Annotated in this window: 17 protein-coding genes; all 17 read right to left on the minus strand. The window is 50.5% G+C overall.

Annotated elements, in window-relative coordinates; translation table 11 throughout:
• Positions 1-106: 106 nt before the first annotated feature.
• Complete coding sequence (gene rfbD, locus DXC57_RS08385; RefSeq protein WP_107001395.1) at positions 107-961, minus strand: dTDP-4-dehydrorhamnose reductase; 855 nt, start codon at positions 959-961, stop codon at positions 107-109.
• Positions 961-1,983, minus strand: coding sequence for a dTDP-glucose 4,6-dehydratase (gene rfbB / locus DXC57_RS08390; protein ID WP_118652058.1), 1,023 nt, complete (start codon positions 1,981-1,983; stop codon positions 961-963). Before rfbB ends, rfbD begins: the two co-directional genes overlap by 1 nt.
• 14 nt (positions 1,984-1,997) lie before the next feature.
• Positions 1,998-2,891 carry a glucose-1-phosphate thymidylyltransferase RfbA gene (rfbA, locus tag DXC57_RS08395; RefSeq protein ID WP_022360600.1) on the minus strand — a complete coding sequence of 298 codons (894 nt, stop codon included), beginning with the start codon at positions 2,889-2,891 and terminating at the stop codon, positions 1,998-2,000.
• Positions 2,892-3,179: 288 nt separating this feature from the next.
• The gene (locus DXC57_RS08405) at positions 3,180-3,959 is read right to left on the minus strand and encodes a class B sortase (RefSeq protein ID WP_118538561.1); all 780 of its coding nucleotides are present in this window, start codon (positions 3,957-3,959) and stop codon (positions 3,180-3,182) included.
• Positions 3,928-4,416 (minus strand): deaminase, encoded by a 489-nt coding sequence (locus DXC57_RS08410; protein ID WP_022360603.1) that lies wholly within the window; start codon positions 4,414-4,416, stop codon positions 3,928-3,930. The genes DXC57_RS08405 and DXC57_RS08410 overlap by 32 nt, the downstream gene beginning before the upstream one ends.
• 31 nt (positions 4,417-4,447) lie before the next feature.
• Entirely contained in the window at positions 4,448-5,524 is a 1,077-nt protein-coding gene (gene prfA, locus DXC57_RS08415) for a peptide chain release factor 1 (protein ID WP_107001390.1), read from the minus strand.
• Positions 5,525-5,542: 18 nt separating this feature from the next.
• Positions 5,543-6,541 (minus strand): HemK/PrmC family methyltransferase, encoded by a 999-nt coding sequence (locus tag DXC57_RS08420; protein WP_118472589.1) that lies wholly within the window; start codon positions 6,539-6,541, stop codon positions 5,543-5,545.
• Positions 6,542-6,573: 32 nt separating this feature from the next.
• Entirely contained in the window at positions 6,574-7,530 is a 957-nt protein-coding gene (locus DXC57_RS08425; protein ID WP_022360606.1) for a DUF1385 domain-containing protein, read from the minus strand.
• Positions 7,531-7,616: 86 nt separating this feature from the next.
• Complete coding sequence (gene rpmE, locus DXC57_RS08430) at positions 7,617-7,826, minus strand: 50S ribosomal protein L31 (protein WP_022360607.1); 210 nt, start codon at positions 7,824-7,826, stop codon at positions 7,617-7,619.
• 316 nt (positions 7,827-8,142) lie between these two features.
• Entirely contained in the window at positions 8,143-9,954 is a 1,812-nt protein-coding gene (gene rho / locus DXC57_RS08435) for a transcription termination factor Rho (protein ID WP_118468411.1), read from the minus strand.
• A 373-nt stretch (positions 9,955-10,327) separates the two neighbouring features.
• Positions 10,328-11,650: a replication-associated recombination protein A gene (locus DXC57_RS08440; RefSeq protein WP_022360609.1), complete on the minus strand. Its 1,323-nt coding sequence runs from the start codon at positions 11,648-11,650 to the stop codon at positions 10,328-10,330.
• A 9-nt stretch (positions 11,651-11,659) separates the two neighbouring features.
• On the minus strand, positions 11,660-12,376 hold the full coding sequence (locus DXC57_RS08445; protein ID WP_118652200.1) for a polysaccharide deacetylase family protein: 717 nt from the start codon (positions 12,374-12,376) through the stop codon (positions 11,660-11,662).
• 234 nt (positions 12,377-12,610) lie between these two features.
• On the minus strand, positions 12,611-13,450 hold the full coding sequence (locus DXC57_RS08450; protein WP_022360611.1) for an undecaprenyl-diphosphate phosphatase: 840 nt from the start codon (positions 13,448-13,450) through the stop codon (positions 12,611-12,613).
• Positions 13,451-13,462: 12 nt separating this feature from the next.
• On the minus strand, positions 13,463-14,137 hold the full coding sequence (locus tag DXC57_RS08455) for a uracil-DNA glycosylase (protein WP_118652060.1): 675 nt from the start codon (positions 14,135-14,137) through the stop codon (positions 13,463-13,465).
• A 165-nt stretch (positions 14,138-14,302) separates the two neighbouring features.
• Entirely contained in the window at positions 14,303-14,965 is a 663-nt protein-coding gene (locus DXC57_RS08460) for a hypothetical protein (RefSeq protein ID WP_118652062.1), read from the minus strand.
• Positions 14,966-15,129: 164 nt separating this feature from the next.
• Entirely contained in the window at positions 15,130-15,501 is a 372-nt protein-coding gene (gene rplL / locus DXC57_RS08465; protein WP_107001383.1) for a 50S ribosomal protein L7/L12, read from the minus strand.
• Positions 15,502-15,605: 104 nt separating this feature from the next.
• Complete coding sequence (gene rplJ / locus DXC57_RS08470) at positions 15,606-16,094, minus strand: 50S ribosomal protein L10 (RefSeq protein ID WP_022360614.1); 489 nt, start codon at positions 16,092-16,094, stop codon at positions 15,606-15,608.
• Between the last annotated feature and the right edge of the window lie 6 nt (positions 16,095-16,100).

Consider the following 16,100-nt stretch of genomic DNA (forward strand, 5'->3'; position numbering starts at 1 on the left):
ATACATGACCTTCTACGATTTTGATTCCAACCTGAAGAAAATCCTGCAGCCAACGACGCTTCACACTTTCTGCCGCTGCTGCTTTCTATGTCTGATTGCACATTTTTTACTGAATTTCTTTCAGATAGCGACCTACCGCATCCTGCCAGGACGGAAGGCGCTCAAATCCGTTGTCCGAAAGTTTTTCTTTGCTGATCCGGCTGTTCATCGGGCGTTTTGCCTGACCCGGATAAGCAGCTGTATACTCAGCAGTGCTGACCGGCGTCACCTTGACGTCCATGCCCGCCTGCTTAAAGATCTCAACTGCAAATTCATACCAGCTGCAAAGTCCCTCATTCGTCGCATGGTAACGACCATATTTATCACTCTGAATCATATCAACCAGCAGACGTGCCAGATCGTATGTGTAAGTCGGGGAACCGATCTGATCATCCACAACACTGACTGCCCCGCGCTCTTTGCCAACGCGCAGCATCGTCTTGATGAAGTTCTTGCCGTTCACGCCAAATACCCACGCGATACGGACGATGAAAAACTTCTTTACCAGCTCCTCGACTGCCAGCTCGCCCTCATACTTCGACTGACCGTAGGCGTTGAGTGGTTCCCGGTGGTCATCCGGCTCCCAAGGGCGGGTGCCCTGACCGTTGAATACATAATCGGTGCTGATGTACATCATTTTGATGTCCAGACCTTTGCAGACCTCAGCGATATTTCTCGTTCCATCTGCATTGACTTTACGGCAGAGTTCCATGTTCTGTTCCGCTGCGTCTACTGCAGTATATGCAGCGCAGTGGATCACTGCATCCGGCTTTGCCTCGGTGATCACGCGGCGGCATGCCTCTGCATCGGTAATATCCATCTCATCGACATCCACACCGATGCCAGTAAGACCCTGTTTTTTCAGCTCATTCATCACGTCATAGCCAAGCTGGCCTTTAACGCCTGTCACTAATACTCTCATTATAATCTATCTCCATACATTTTTTCGAAGTACTGGCTGTACTCACCGCTTAAAATGTGTTTCCACCAGTCCTGATTGTTCAGATACCAGTCGATCGTCTGACGAATGCCGGTGTCAAAATTGTATTTCGGCTTCCAGCCAAGCTCTGTCTCGATCTTGGTCGGATCAATCGCATAACGGCGGTCATGACCCGGACGATCCTTGACGTAACGGATCAGGCTTTCCGGCTTGTCCAGCGCTTTCAGGATGGTTTTGACAACCTCCAGGTTGGTCCTCTCATTGTGTCCGCCGATGTTATAAACCTCACCGACGCGTCCCTTGTGGAGAATCAGATCGATCGCCTCACAATGATCGGATACGTGCAGCCAGTCGCGGACGTTCGCGCCGTCGCCGTATACCGGAAGTTCCTCGTCTGCCAGCGCACGGCTGATCATCAGCGGAATCAGCTTCTCCGGAAAATGATATGGACCGTAGTTGTTGGAGCAGCGGGATACTGTCACCGGAAGTCCGTAGGTTCTATGGTATGCCAGTACAAACAGATCCGCACTCGCCTTGGAAGAAGAGTACGGGCTGGAGGTATGAAGCGGGGTTGTCTCCGTGAAGAAGAGATCCGGGCGGTCTAACGGCAGATCGCCGTATACCTCATCGGTCGATACCTGATGATAACGTTTAATTCCATAGGTGCGGCAGGCATCCAGCAGGGTGGTCGTTCCCATGACATTGGTACGGACAAATGCCTCCGGGTCTGTGATGGAACGGTCTACATGGCTCTCTGCTGCAAAGTTTACTACGACGTCCGGCTTTTCTTCCTCGAAGAGTTTAAACACGAAGTCGCGGTCTGCGATATCGCCGTGTACAAATTTGTAATTTGGTTTGTTTTCAACCGGTTTCAGTGTCTCTAAGTTGCCCGCATAGGTCAGAAGATCCAGATTGATGATCTGATACTCCGGGTATTTATTTACCATATGGTGTACGAAGTTTCCGCCGATGAATCCGGCTCCGCCTGTCACGATAATCTTCATTGTTTTAACTCCTTTTAATTCTGATGTATTTTATCAACATATTTCCCATCCAGTACGTCTTTCAGATATTTGCCATACTGGTTTTTCTTGTATACCTCGTATGCCTCCAGCACTTCTTCCTTGCTGATCCATCCGTTTAAGTACGCAATCTCCTCCAGGCACGCGATCTTGCGGTGCTGGTGGGTCTCTACTGTCTTAACGAAATTGGTTGCCTCAACTAAGGACTCATGTGTACCGGTATCGAGCCAGGTAAAGCCCTGTCCCAGAAGAATGACATCCAGATCGCCATTTTCCAGATAGATGCGGTTCAAATCGGTGATCTCAAGCTCGCCTCTGGCAGACGGTTTTAACTGTTTCGCATACTCTACTACCCGGTTGTCATAGAAATACAGACCCGTTACACAGTAATTGGACTTCGGTTTCTCCGGCTTCTCCTCGATGGAGATCGCCTTGCCCTGGTCGTCAAATTCTACGATACCGAAGCGCTCCGGATCATCGACATAGTAGCCGAATACAGTCGCGCCCTCTTTCTTGGCAGAGGCAGCACGCAGGCGTTTCACAAGTCCCTGACCCTGGAAAATATTATCACCCAGAATCATCGCTACGGAATCATCCCCAATAAACTCCTCGCCTATGATAAAAGCCTGTGCCAGTCCATCCGGGCTCGGCTGTACAGCATAGCTTAAATGTAAACCAAACTGATGTCCGTCGCCCAGAAGTTCTTTAAAACGCGGTGTGTCATCCGGTGTCGAAATAATCAGAATATCCCGGATTCCCGCGTTCATCAGAACGGAGATCGGATAGTAAATCATCGGTTTGTCATAAATCGGAAGCAGCTGTTTGGAAGTTACGCGTGTCAGCGGGTAAAGGCGTGTGCCTGAACCGCCTGCTAAAACGATACCCTTCATATCTTGTTCTCCTCATATGTTTTATTTTCACGCCTCTTTTCTAAAAAAAGGCAGATCTCATCACTATAAGTAATATACCACATTTGCCTGCTGCTTGCAAATTTATTTGCTTTGCACTTCTTTCTTGCATTGTACAATCGTAACTGTTCACGGGTAGGCACTTTTGGAACCGAAAGTGCCGTAAGAAAACGTGGTGGCAGCAGGAATTTGCCGTATTTAAATGCGGAGCCACGGCAAATTCCGTTACTGGGCACGTATACGTGAACAGTAACGTACAATCCATAAGCATCATTCATCCACTGCATACACAATCGTCCGCGCATCCGCAAATTCATAACTGCACGTCACAAAGGAATACAAGTGGGAAACCTCCTCGTCTGGAAGTTCGCGAAACCGGCATCCCTCCGTCATTTCTTCTATATAAGGATGCATCTCCGACCGATCCGCAAATTCCGTCCTACGCCGTTCCCCCTGACTGCCCGCAGTGAGCGCTGCAATCAGACGGAGTGTCCGCCTTTTCCCATCTGGAAAATAGAGATAAGCCGTCCGATGCTTCTGGAAGAAATCTTCGTCTTTCAGGCGGATCAGCTCGGAAAACCGGCTTCCGTCCTTCATATGATGCCCGTAAAAAATCGAATGAAAATCCGATGCATCCGGTGCACTCTCGCAGTCCAGAAAGACAGTCCCGGCTGGATCTGGTTTTCCATCCAACCCGATGCTGCGGTACGATTCATTGTCGGTTGTCTGGACAATCGGTTCGTCGATGTGAGTACCGGGAATGCGAATCCAGGCGATGACGTCGGCATTCTGACATTTTAAGGCTGCGAAATCTGGCTGCCATATCGGCTCTGACGCATCTGAATCAGATTTTCCAGATAACTTCTGCTCTACATTTCCTTCAGATTGGAAACCTCTGTTTTCCGCCCTTCTAACCGCATCCCCCACACCATCCGCCAGAACCAGACATCCAATCACGATCAAAAAAGCACAGAAGATGCGGCGTGCCCAGCGGGCAGCGCCGTCTCCTGTGCGCTTCTTAGTACCCAAATTTTCCTTCCAGCGATTCATCTTCGCGGATCCAATCTTCTACATCGACTTTTCGGTACTCATTTTTCGTATCACGGATATAGACGTGTTCAATTCCGGCATTGATTACCATGCGCTTGCACATCGAACAGCAGCTCGATTTTTCCACATACCCGCCGGTTCTCGCATCGACACCGGTCAGATACAGCGACGCGCCGATCATGCGCTCTCTGGAGGCACTGATCAGGGCATTGGCCTCGGCATGGACACTGCGGCACAACTCGTACCGCTCGCCGCGCGGCACATGAAGCTCCTCGCGGATGCAGCGACCGATATCGGAACAGTTTTTCCGTCCGCGCGGGGCACCCACATAGCCGGTCGAGATAACCTCATCGTTATTCACAATCACTGCCCCGTAGTGCTTTCGCAGACAGGTACTCCGCTGCGAAACCATTTCCGCCAGATCCAAATAATAATTGACTTTATCTCTTCTTTCCATATAGGATCCCCCTTCCGTTTTCTCTAATTCTTTAGATGCCCTCATTCATCTTCGCCAGCTTCGCCGCCTGATCGGCTGCAATTAAGCTGTCAATGATCTCATACAGATCGCCGTCCATGATCGAATCGATCTTATACAAGGTCAATTTGATGCGGTGCTCGGTCACACGTCCCTGCGGGAAGTTATAGGTACGGATCTTCTCGGAACGGTCACCGGTACCGATCTGGCTGCGGCGTTCTGCCGCTTCCTCATTCTGGCGTCTCTCCAGCTCCAGATCATATAGCTTGGAACGCAGAAGACGGAACGCCTTTTCCTTGTTCTGTAACTGCGATTTCTCAGTCTGGCTGTAGATCACGATACCGGTCGGAATATGGGTCAGACGTACCGCGGAGTCAGTCGTGTTGACACACTGTCCACCGTTTCCGGACGCACGCATAACGTCAATACGGATATCTTTATCATCGATGACAACGTCCACATCCTCTGCCTCCGGCATCACGGCAACCGTCGCGGTCGAGGTATGGATACGTCCGCCGGACTCGGTCTCCGGCACACGCTGTACACGGTGGACACCGCTCTCGTACTTCATCTTGGAGTAAGCGCCCTGGCCGGTAATCATGAAAACGACCTCCTTGAAGCCGCCGATTCCATTTTCACTGACGCTGACAAGCTCAGTTTTCCAGCGGTTGCGCTCTGCAAAGCGCACATACATACGGTACAGTTCGGACGCAAATAATGCCGCCTCATCGCCGCCTGCACCTGCACGAATCTCGACGATAACGTTCTTTTCATCATTCGGATCCTTCGGAAGAAGCAGAATTTTTAATTCCTGCTCCAGATCTTCAATGCGCTTTTTCGCAGCATTTAACTCTTCCTTCGCCATCTCGCGCATCTCCTCGTCGGATTCCTCATCCAGAAGCGCCAGACTGTCCTCTACGTCCTGTTTTGCCTTCTTATACTCTTTATATGCCTCCACAATCGGAGCCAGATCCGACTGCTCCTTCATCAGCTTGCGGAAACGATTTGTATCGCTTGCCACTTCCGGGCTGCCGAGCTCTTCCATCAGCTCTTCATAACGGATCAGCAAATCATCCAATCTGTCAAACATGATATCCTCCTCTATCGTCTAACGGTTCCACCGTGCCTTTACCACGCGGTTAAGCCCCGGCTCATCCTTTATCACTTCTATCTCCCGATACCCGGCGATGGTCAGTATCCGGCTGACCGCCTCCGCCTGGTCATATCCTATCTCAAAATATACGCAGCCTCCCTTGTTCAGATGTTTGCTGCACTCCAGCGCCAGAACCCGGTAAAAATACAGACCGTCCTCGCTGCCGTCCAGCGCCAGCCGCGGCTCATGGTCGCGTACCTCCGGTTCCAGACCGTCGATCACCGCCGATGGGATATACGGCGGATTCGACACAATCACATCGTACATGACATCCGCCTCCACCGCCTGAAACAGATTGCTCTGCAAAAGTGTCAGACTGTGTTCCTCGATCTCTGCCTGCAGGCGCGGTCCCTTTGCCAGCCACGTTTTCAGGCGGATGCACCACGGATCCTCCGATACCTGAAACGATTCTGACCGCGCAGTTCCCTTCTGAATCAAAAAGAGACGTCTCGCATTTTTCTTTGCCACGCGCAGCGCCGCCTCGGAAATATCCACCGCCGTCACGTTCTGGTAGCCGCCAAGCACGGCAAGGCTGATCGCGATACAGCCGGATCCGGTACACATATCCAAAAGTTTCAGATCCTTTTCCGGGTAATCCCGAAGAACCCGCTCAACTAACGTCTCCGTATCCTGGCGCGGAATCAGGACATTTTCATCGACAGAAAATGTCATTCCCATAAAATCCTGCATTCCCAGAATCTGCTGCAGTGGAATGCGCTCTGCCCGTTTCTGAAGCATTTCCTGATAGCGCCCATAGCCCTTTTCCAGGCGTTCCGCATGGATCGGACGGTTCTGATCCAGATAATAATGCACCCGGTCAATCCCGAACGCCGCTTCCATCAGATACCAGGCATCCGTCCCTGCGTCCGGCACACCCGCCTCACTTAAGCGCGCGCCGCCCTCATCCAACAGTTCTCTCCAGGTCAGGTCTGTTCTTCCGTTTTCCTCGCTCATCGACTCATCCCCTCTGTCGTACCGTGTTCTATTTATGACTCTTCCAGCTGCTTTTCCCAGCCTGGGAAATTCTCCGTCAGGTATTCTCTCCAGTCAAAAACTGCCTCGGTCGCCGCGATCGCCACCTCAATCATCGAGTCATCCGGCTCCTTCGTCGTCAGACCCTGCATCCACATACCCGGACGGCTCACCAGATCCATAAACTTCGAATTGCTCCGTCCGGCGCACTGCAATACCTCATATGATATACCTGCAATGACCGGAACCAGAATAATACGGCTCAGAATCCGCATCCAGATCGTATCGACCCGGATCACCATAAACATCAGAATACTGATCACCATGACAATCAATATGAAACTGGTACCACAGCGCTTGTGCTCCTTAGAGCTCTCGCGCACATATTTTACCGTCAGCGGATGTCCGTGTTCCACACAGTTGATGCACTTGTGCTCCGCCCCGTGGTACATAAATGTCCGCCGGATGTCCTCCATCCGCGAAACGAGTTTAATATAGATAATAAAAATCGCGATCCGGATCACACCTTCCAGCACTGCCATCAGATGATCCGATGTGATAACTCCCTTAAACAGGTTCGCAATCCCCAGCGGCAGGAGCATAAAAATACCAATTGCCAGGATAAACGAAATTACCAGAACTGCTGCCATGATCGCACTCTCCAGCTTCTCGCCGAACACACGGTCTAAAAACTGTTCGAATTTTCCCGGCTCTGCATCCTCGTCATCTTCAAAAAAGCTGGCGGAATACGTCAGACTCCGCATACCGATGATCATCGAATCTGCAAACCGGAACACGCCGCGCACAAACGGAAGCTGTAAAATCTTCGCTTTTTTCGTGATACTCTGGTATGTGTCTTTTTTTACTTCTATCTCTTTGTCAGGCCGGCGGACTGCCACTGCATAGTCCTCACCTTTCATCATCATGATTCCTTCAATTACCGCCTGACCGCCAATTCCTGAATACTTCATGCTGTCCTTTCAAAATAAAAAAAGAAGAAAACAAAAAGGCTGAGTTTAATGTCGCCACTAAAACCCAACCTTTACATGGTTCAAACTTATTTGCCTGCGTTGATGCCGTACTTGCGGTTGAACTTATCGATACGTCCGCGGGCAGCGGCTGCTTTCTGCTGGCCTGTGTAGAATGAATGACACTTGGAGCAAACCTCTACGTGGATGTCTTTCTTGGTAGAACCAGTTACGAACTCGTTACCACAGTTGCAAACTACTTTTGCCTGATAATAGGCTGGATGGATTCCTTCTCTCATTTCTTTCACCTCTCTGAATTTTTCATTGCGATTTCCGACCGCTTTTTTAATTGCAAGCCGTCTTAAAACGGCTCTATATAAAGCTCCGCACATCCAGGCACGCTATTCCATCATTTAAGCGTTCCTTCCACTCGTAAGGACGACTCACGCAGATGTCAGAACTACCGTCTGTTAATACAGCCTTATAATTATATCATGGTGTGTACTTTTTAGCAAGCAATTTTATCTATTTTTCAATACTATTTTTCTTCCTACAGTCCTGTTTTCCTGCCTGGAAGAAAGTCCTCACAGATGCGCTATTGGTGAAACATGATTTTTAGTAAAATGACCCCTTTTTCCGCGTGATCTCCACAAATTCCGTATTGTTCTTCGTCTTGGCAAACAGATCCAGGATCCGCTCGACGGTATCCTCCGGTTTCTGCGTGTTGGTCGCCTTGTGGACGATATCGACCGCTTCCGCCTCGGCGGACGAAAGAAGCAGATCATCTCTTCGCGTACCGGAACGCAGGATATCAAGCGCCGGGAAGATGCGCTTCTCGGAAAGTTTGCGGTCAAGCACCAGCTCCATGTTGCCGGTTCCCTTAAATTCCTCGTAAATAACATCGTCCATGCGGCTGCCCGTCTCAATCAGCGCGGTCGCCAGAATCGTCAGGCTGCCGCCCTCGCGGATATTTCTCGCCGCACCGAAGAAGCGCTTCGGCATATGCAGCGCTGCCGGATCTAAACCACCTGAAAGAGTTCGTCCACTCGGCGGAACCACCAGGTTGTAAGCCCTCGCCAGACGGGTGATACTGTCTAAAAGAATCATAACGTCCCTTCCGTGCTCGACAAGGCGCTTCGCCCGTTCTACTACCATCTCCGACACACGTTTATGACGCTCCGGCAGCTCGTCAAACGTCGAATAGATGACCTCGACATTTTCTCCCGTTACCGTCTCACGGATATCTGTCACCTCCTCCGGACGCTCATCGATCAGAAGGATGATCAGGTGCATTTCTGGATGGTTCTTTGTGATGGTCGTCGCCACCTGCTTTAACAGGGTGGTCTTTCCGGCTTTTGGCGGGGATACGATCATGCCTCGCTGTCCTTTTCCGATCGGAGACAGCAGATCCATCACGCGCATCGCCATGGAAGTCTTAACCCCCGGATATTCCAGGTGCAGGCGTTCATTTGGGAAAATTGGCGTCAGATTTTCAAAATTCGGACGTTTTTCCACCACGCTGGTCGGGTATCCATTGACCGAATTAATATATAATAATGCGGCAAATTTCTCCGTCGCCGACTTCACACGACGGCTTCCGCGCACGATATCACCAGTTTTCAGATTAAAACGGCGGATCTGGGACGGCGCCACATAGACGTCATTTTCACCCGGCAGGAAGTTTTCACAACGGATAAATCCAAATCCATCCGGCATAACCTCCAGGATTCCGTTCGCCTCGATGCCGCTGTCCAACTCCTGAAATTCATTTTTCAGATCCTCCATGCGTGCATTTTCCACCTCGGTACGGGTGCTTTCCATCTGCTGCACCGGCGCGGTACGTTCCGGCTGACTGTACTCGGAGGCTGCTTCTGCCATCTGCGGTGCCGGTGCGGTATGTTCCGGCTGGCTATACTCGGTTCTTGCGCTCATCGCTTCATTGTAATTGTTACGCGGCACATAGGAATTTCTCTGATACCCCTCTCGCTGCGTGTACTCGCGTCTGCGGTTATCCTGATAACGGGTATTATTATTCTCACGGCGTGTATAGGAGCCGTATTCATTCCGGCGGTATCCGCCTTCGCTTCGGCGCTCATAGCTGGAATTCTGCCCTCCCGCAGCCCGTTCTCCGTTGGCAGATCTCCGCGGCTGCGAATACGTCTGTGCCGATGTATTCTGCCCTGCATCCGTTCTGCGCGGCTGCACGTGCATTTCCGTTCTCTCTGCCGGTTCCGCCGATCCAGCCGGATGCTCACTGACAGAAGCCTGGGGCGTTTCTTCTTTCTGTCCCCCTTCCGCCGGCTTCTCAAGTTCGCACAGCCTGTCTATGATCTCCGCCTTTTTCAGGGTGCTGATCCCCTTTAACCCCTGTGCCTTCGCCATTTCCCGAAGCTGCACCAGAGGGAGTGTCTTTAATTTTTCTCTCATATAATTCTCCTTACCCTGTTTAATTGTGTCATATTCTCTGGGATTCAAAAATCAGAAATAAGAAACGTGTGGATGTCTTCCAGGTACTTACACGAAACCGGACAGGCAGATACCTGCCCAGCATACCTTTTTAACATAGCCTTTTATGCTGTGACTGCTCTTTATCCTGCAGCCACCTTGGTTTTATTATAAACGGTTTTCATAAAAATTCAAGTAAACATTTTCTTCATACATATCAATTCAGGAACATAGTAACTGTTCACAGGTAGGAATTTTCTGAACTGAAAATTCCGTACGATACAGTTCCGGCAGCAGATTTTGCCGATTTGGAATGCGTAGCATCGGCAAAATCCATCTAAAAAGAAGCTTTTTCTCATTCAGAGCCCTTCAGGAAGTGCAGCCACTCCCCAATCTTCTTCTCATACCCATTTTCTGACGGGCGGTAAAATGTGCTGCCCTCCAGTCCATCCGGCAGGTACTGCTGCTTCACATAATGGTTCGGATAATCATGTGCATACTTGTACCCGTCGCCATGCCCCAGCTTCTCCGCCCCGCTGTAATGGCAGTCGCGCAGATGGGACGGCACCGTAAAGTTGCCCTTTAACCTGACCGCCTCCTGTGCCTCATCGACCGCCATATACGCCGCGTTGCTCTTCGGCGCGCTCGCCACATAGGTAGCCGCCTGCGACAGGATAATCCGCGCCTCCGGCAGACCAATCCGCTCCACTGCCAGCGCCGCGCTGACCGCAACCTGAATCGCCTGCGGATCCGCATTGCCGACATCCTCCGATGCACAGATCATGATACGCCGCGCAATAAATTTGATATCCTCGCCTGCATCCAGCATCTTCGCCAGATAATAAACTGCCGCATCCGGATCGGTACCGCGCATACTCTTGATAAACGCTGAGATCGTATCGTAATGGTTGTCCCCCGTCTTGTCATACTTCACGGCACGGCGCTGGATGCACTCCTGAGCTACATCGAGTGTGATGTGAATCAGCCCATCTTCACTCCGTTCCGTTGTGAGAATACCAAGCTCGATCGCATTGAGCGCCGCGCGCGCGTCTCCGCCTGCCATATCGGCCAGAAAATCGAGCGCCTCGTCCGTCGCCTCCGCGCGATAGCTTCCCATACCCTTTTCCTTGTCATGGAGCGCCCGCTCTAAAAGCTCGCGGATATCCGCATTTTCCAACGGTTTCAGCTCAAAAATACGGGATCGGGAAATCAGCGCCCCGTTGACCTCAAAATACGGATTCTCCGTCGTCGCACCAATGAGCAGAATCGTACCATCCTCAACAAACGGCAGAAGATAGTCCTGCTGCCCCTTATTAAAGCGGTGAATCTCGTCGATAAACAGGATCGTGCGCTTTCCGTACATCCCCAACGCATCCTTGGCATCCTGCACGACCTGTTCCATATCTTTTTTCCCCGCCACCGTCGCGTTGAGCTGCTCAAAACGCGCGCTCGTCGTGTTGGCAATCACGCGCGCCAGCGTCGTTTTGCCCGTTCCGGGCGGTCCATAAAAAATCAGCGATCCGAGCTTATCCGCCTTGATCGCCCGGTACAAAAGCTTATCCTTTCCTATGATATGCTTCTGTCCCACCACCTCGTCAAGCGTAGACGGGCGCAGCCTGGATGCCAGCGGCGCCTCCTGCTCGATCGTATTTTTCCGCATATAATCAAATAAATCCATCGTATCCTCTCAATCAATCAGACATTCTTCTATTGTAACAAAAGTATATCCCTCCGCCGTCAATGTGTCAATCGTCTCAAGCGCAGCATCGACCGAAGTCTGATATGCATCATGCATCAGCACCACCGTGTGCACCGCCGCATTTTTGCAGATATGCTTCACAATCCGCGCCGTATTCCGGTTTTTCCAGTCCAGCGTATCGACGTCCCAGAACACCGGCGTCATCGACACCTTCTCCTGAAGCTCCGTACTCCATGAACCATACGGCGGACGTATGTATTCCGGACGTTTTCCCGTGACCGCCTCGATCCGATCGGCCGTCTCCCGAATCTCCTCCACGCTCTTTTCAATCGGCTGGCGTGCCAGATCCACATGCGCCATGCAGTGAACCCCGATGAGATGACCATCTTTAGCCATCTGGCGCACCAGTTCTTCATTACCCGGAATATTTTCCCCGACCAGAAAAAAAGAGGCTTTCACGCCCCTCTCGCGCAAGCCGTCCAGCAGCTTTTTCGTGTACACCCTGTGCGGCCCGTCGTCGAAGGTCAGCGCCAGCTCCCCGCCGGAAAAGCATTCCGGTGAGGAAACCGTCTGGTCCGTCTGGTCCGCCTGCTCCACTTTTGCCAAATCTTCCCACTGCATCCCCACTGCCAGCCTGCACACGATTCCCAAAAAACACAGATCCAGCAGCACTGCCGCGCACAGGCAGAGCAGTTTTTTCCTCATGGAATCCTTATTTTGAATGATCCGATTTACCATTTTAGATGTGTCAGCCCTGAACTGTGGCAGGACATCCCCTTTATATTTGCGCTCCCGCTTCCATGTATTATATGAACGTAAAAAAGGATCCAGACCTCCGCATTTCTGTCAGGTCTGAATCCTCTTTTTCTATTTAATGTGCTCTCGGAATCTTTCCGCCAGCCGCAAAAGCAAGTGCAGGAAAGACTCCGAGCGTACATTTTAACCTACTAGCGCCGAAATACCAAAGTAGGACAGCACCACGATACCAAGCACAATCCGATAATATCCGAAAAACTTGAAATCATGCTTGCGGACATATCCCATCAGGAACTTGATCGAGTACACGGACACGCCAAATGCGACCACCATACCAAGAACCAGATAAATGAACTCCGCGAAAGAAAATCCGCCGCCCTGAATGAAAAATTTCACAATCTTTAAAAAACTCGCACCGAACATAACCGGAATCCCAAGGAAGAATGAAAATTCTGCCGCCGCCGGACGTGAACAGCCGATCAGCATCGCGCCCAGAATCGTCGCGCCCGAACGGGAAGTACCCGGAATCATCGCCAGCACCTGGAAACAGCCGATCAGCGCCGCTGTCTGGAACGAAATCTGCGTCACGCGCTCAATCGGAAAATGACGGTGCACGTTTCGATTTTCCAGTACGATAAACAAAACGCCGTAGAGAATCAGCATCGCTGCTACGACATAGCCGTTCATCAGCTTATCCATGAAATGGTCAAGCGGAAGCCCAATCACTGCTGCCGGAATGCAGGCTATAATAATTTTTATCCACAAACGGATTGTACCGCGCTTCTGCGCCATCGATTTGTGCGGTGAAAACGGATTCAATTTATTGAAATACAGCACCATAACCGCCAGAATCGCACCCAGCTGGATGACAACCATAAACACTTCCCGGTACGCCTCGCTGACATCCAGATGGATGATCTCATCCACCAGAATCATATGCCCGGTACTGCTGATCGGAAGCCATTCCGTGAAACCTTCCACGATTCCCAGTACAATTACCTTTAAAATCTCAACAAAACTCATGTCTGCTCCTTCCTACACGTTTTCTATCTGCCAGTCGATCGGGGCAACACCATGTTCTTTTAAAAATTCATTGGTCTTGCTGAATGGGCGGCTGCCGAAAAATCCGCGGTACGCAGACAGCGGGCTCGGATGCGGTGCTTCGAGAATCAGATGCTTTGGATTATTAAGCATCGATTTCTTCGCTTGTGCCGGACGTCCCCACAGAATAAATACCATCGGACGGTCCTGCTCATTTAAGATCTTGATCGCAGCGTCCGTAAACTCCTCCCAGCCGATTCCACGGTGGGAATTAGCCTGATGCGCGCGGACGGTCAGAACTGTGTTCAGCAGCATGACTCCCTGCTTCGCCCATTTCGTCAGATAGCCATTGTTCGGGATGTAGCAGCCGAGATCATCGTGCAATTCCTGATAAATATTCACCAGGGACGGCGGGATTTCCACATCCGGCTTTACCGAAAAGCAAAGCCCATGCGCCTGTCCCGGACTATGGTAGGGATCCTGACCTAAAATAACCACCTTTACCTCGGAAAGAGGGGTAAAATCAAATGCATTGAAAATATCATTCGCATCCGGATATACAACATGCGTCTCATATTCCCGTTTCACAGTATCGTATAACTTTCTGTAATATGGCTTTTTAAACTCTCCGCTGAGCGGAGCCAGCCAGTCATTACTGATTGCTCCCATTGCCCTATCCTCTCGTCCATGTCATTTTCTGTCGTTTTCTGTCAAACGATGGTTCCATTTTAGCACAATCGAAGCGGTTTCTCAAGTTTTGCTTCCCAAATGTCCCCTCCGCAGATAAGTGGACGTTACTGTTCACGCATACGTGCCCAGTAACTAAGTGGACTCTCAATCGCAGGAAGCAAAATTGCGGATAAAGCCGACCGAATTCTGCGGAATCGATACGGTCCTCTCCTGAATATCTCCGACAATCTGGTAAAACTTCTGGTTTATCCGATACATATGCGATTTGCGGTTAAAAAAGACCGTCTTTTCAAAGGGCCAGCGGATGACGGTCGGCGTCTTGAAATCCACTCCCAGCTCGAGAATCAGAAGCGCATGGTTTAAGGTTCCAGCCAGCCATTCCCGGTAGAGATTCCAGCTTTTCAAATAACCTTCCTCGATATACGGATTCGCCAGAACTGTGTTTTCTGTCAGCGGCGCCCCACAGTGCGGGCAGATACCATCCGCCACCTCGCCGCGCTCCCAGATATCCTTCGTACAGCCTTTCGAACACTGAAGCCAGTTCACATTACCGCACGGCGCCGTGATCTTCGCTTCATCCAACGAACTTTCAAAGATGCGCGCATCCTTTGCGGTTGTCACGATAAAATAATCCTTCCCCTCTGTCATCGATGCCAGCGCCCGGTATGCCTCCTGTACCTCCGCGCCTCCCGCCTTCTCCCATTCGCTTCCAAGCCCAATCAGCAGAAATTCGCACGCCTTAAGCCGTTCTCGAAGCGTTTTAAGTTCCTCATCTGCTGCCGTTTCATTTCTTATCTTCTCTGCCATCTTGATTTGATTCCCCCGTTTAAAAAAGAGTCTGCATCTTCGCGGAGCGTTTTTTATTTCATAGGACGCAATTTCCTATGAAATAAAAAGAGCCCGGCATGCGCTCACGCACACGCCAGACTCCCCATCTGTAATGCAATTAGCTCTATGCGAAATTACTTAAATTACTTTAAGGTAACTTTAGCGCCTTCAGCCTCTAATTTAGTCTTGATGTCCTCAGCCTCTTCCTTGGAAGCGCCAGCCTTAACTACCTTCGGAGCACCGTCAACTACTTCCTTAGCCTCTTTCAGACCAAGACCTGTAGCTTCACGAACTACCTTGATAACTTTAACTTTGTTCGGGCCAACCTCTGTCAGCTCTACGTCGAACTCAGTCTTCTCTTCTGCTGCCTCAGCTGCACCTGCTGCTGCTACAACAACGCCTGCTGCTGCGGATACACCGAACTCTTCCTCGCAAGCTTTTACTAAATCGTTTAACTCTAATACGGATAATTCTTTGATTGCCTCAATGAACTCAGCTGTTGTTAACTTTGCCATTTTAATATTCCTCCTGTGATTGAATTTTAAATCGACCTTATGCGGCCTCTTGCTTTACTATGCGGCTCTCACGCACCTTACACCCTGCTTTGCAGGTAAGGGTCTTATGCCTCCTGCTGCTCTGCGATCTGTTTGATAACACGAGCGAAGTTTGTGATCGGAGACTGCATGCTTCCAAGAAGTTTTCCAAGAAGAACTTCTCTGGACGGGATGGTTGCGATAACCTGCATGCCCTTTGCATCGTAGTAAGTATCCTCTACAACGCCGCCCTTGATCTCAAGCTTGTCTGCTTTTTTAGCGAACTCAGCTAAAATTCTTGCCGGAGCTGTAGCATCCTCTTTGGATACAGCCAGAGCGGTCGGACCCTCCAGATTCGGCTCCAGAGCCTCGAACGCGGTACCCTTAGCAGCGAAACGAATCATGGTGTTCTTATATACTTTATAAGTAACACCAGCTTCTCTTAACTGCTTACGGAGCTGTGTGTCCTGCTCAACTGTCAGTCCACGGTAGTCAACTACTACTGCGCCCTTAGCGCCGTTGAATAATTCTGCGATTTCAGCAACAACCGGCTGCTTTAATTCAACTTTTGCCATGATTGG

This window comes from Clostridium sp. TF06-15AC (assembly GCF_003481165.1).
Lineage (GTDB): Bacteria > Bacillota > Clostridia > Lachnospirales > Lachnospiraceae > Otoolea > Otoolea fessa.